Below are 1525 nucleotides of genomic sequence, written 5' to 3'. Positions count from 1 at the left end.
TTTATCTTAAATAGGCGAGAATACTCCTACTTCAAGGAGCGGTAGCGAGTAAGTGGGAGATGAATCGCCTTTGGACAAGGGATGGCTACTTACCATCTCAATTGTCCAACTGTTCGAGTGCATATTGAATGAGATAAATAATTGTTTGGGTACGAGTTGTAAAACCTTTCTTTTCTTTAAACTCGTCAATTCGTTTCAATAACTCTTTTGGATAACGCATATTCAAAACTTGCGACATTTTTAGACCCCCCATTGTGTATTAAAGTGATACATGATACAATCAGTGTATATTATAATAATACACGACTAAGGAGGTGAAAGCAATGTTCGTGAATAAAGCCTATAAATTTAGAATCTACCCAAACAAGGAACAAGAAGTATTAATTGCTAAGACAATTGGCTGTTCACGTTTTGTATTTAATTATTTTTTAGCAAAATGGAATGATACTTATAAAGAAACAGGTAAAGGATTAACGTATAATGCTTGTTCTTCTCAATTAACACAACTAAAGAAGAAGTTAACTTGGTTAAAAGAAGTAGATAGCATCGCTCTTCAATCATCACTAAAAAACCTTGCAGATGCGTACAATCGTTTTTTCAAGAAGCAAAACGATAAACCACGTTTCAAGTCCAAAAAGAATAAGGTTCAATCGTACACGACTAAGCATACAAACGGAAATATAGTCATTATAGGTAACAAAATTAAGCTACCTAAACTTGGTCTTGTTAAGTTTGCCAAAAGTCGAGAAGTAGAAGGTCGTATTCTTAATGCAACTATTAGACGTAATCCGAGTGGAAAATACTTTGTTTCCATTCTTGTTGAAACAAAAGTACAAGAGTTGCCTAAAACGAATTCATCTGTGGGTATTGACGTAGGACTAAAAGATTTTGCTATTCTCTCAGATGGAACAAAGTACAAAAATCCTAAATGGTTTCGCAAGTTAGAAAAGAAATTAACGAGAGAACAACGTATCTTATCAAGACGAAAGAAAGGTTCTTCTAATTGGCATAAGCAACGAATTAAGGTTGCTCGTATTCATGAAAAGATTGCCAATGCTCGTAAGGATTACTTAGACAAAATTTCAATCGAGATTGTCAAAAACCACGACATCATTGCGATTGAAGATTTGCAAGTGTCTAACATGATGAAGAACCACAAACTTGCTAAAGCGATTAGCGAAGTGTCTTGGTATCAATTCAAAACGATGCTTGAGTATAAAGCAAAGTGGTATGGACGTACTCTCATTGCTGTCGGAAAAACATTTGCTTCCTCTCAACTCTGTTCGTGTTGTGGATATCAAAACAAAGAGGTAAAGAATCTTAACTTGCGTGAATGGACTTGTCCAAAATGCAACACTTTCCATGACAGAGATGTAAATGCAAGTAAAAACATTCTTGCCGAAGGCAAAAGACTACTATCTGCATAGTTGCAGTAACCGTAGGAACTGCGGGGATAGCCTAATCATTCTCACTCCGATAGGAGTGACAGCGTAGGAATCTCCTACCTCTAAGCGTCAGCGTAGGT

2 protein-coding genes are annotated in these 1525 nt (G+C 36.1%); one reads left to right on the top strand and one right to left on the bottom strand.

Features of this window, described 5'->3' with window-relative positions; genetic code table 11:
• Positions 1 to 97 precede the first annotated feature (97 nt).
• Positions 98 to 238, bottom strand: a complete 141-nt coding sequence (locus LIZ98_RS17425; protein ID WP_169799173.1) for a ribbon-helix-helix domain-containing protein — start codon at positions 236 to 238, stop codon at positions 98 to 100.
• 85 nt (positions 239 to 323) lie between these two features.
• Between LIZ98_RS17425 and tnpB the strand changes: the two genes are divergently transcribed.
• A complete protein-coding gene (gene tnpB, locus LIZ98_RS17420; protein ID WP_041902999.1) occupies positions 324 to 1427 on the top strand; it encodes an IS200/IS605 family element RNA-guided endonuclease TnpB in 1104 nt (367 codons plus the stop codon).
• Positions 1428 to 1525: the final 98 nt, after the last annotated feature.

Origin of the sequence: Caldibacillus sp. 210928-DFI.2.18, from assembly GCF_020554505.1 — a bacterium.
Taxonomy (GTDB): Bacteria; Bacillota; Bacilli; order Bacillales; family Caldibacillaceae; genus Caldifermentibacillus; species Caldifermentibacillus hisashii.
Note: the sequence above shows the minus strand (reverse complement) of the source record. Positions and strands in the feature narration are given on the sequence as shown.

Coding starts and splice junctions, on each gene's coding strand:
- LIZ98_RS17425 (WP_169799173.1), bottom strand. CDS start 238: ATGTCGCAAGTTTTGAATATGCGTTATCCAAAAGAGTTATTGAAACGA.
- tnpB (WP_041902999.1), top strand. CDS start 324: ATGTTCGTGAATAAAGCCTATAAATTTAGAATCTACCCAAACAAGGAA.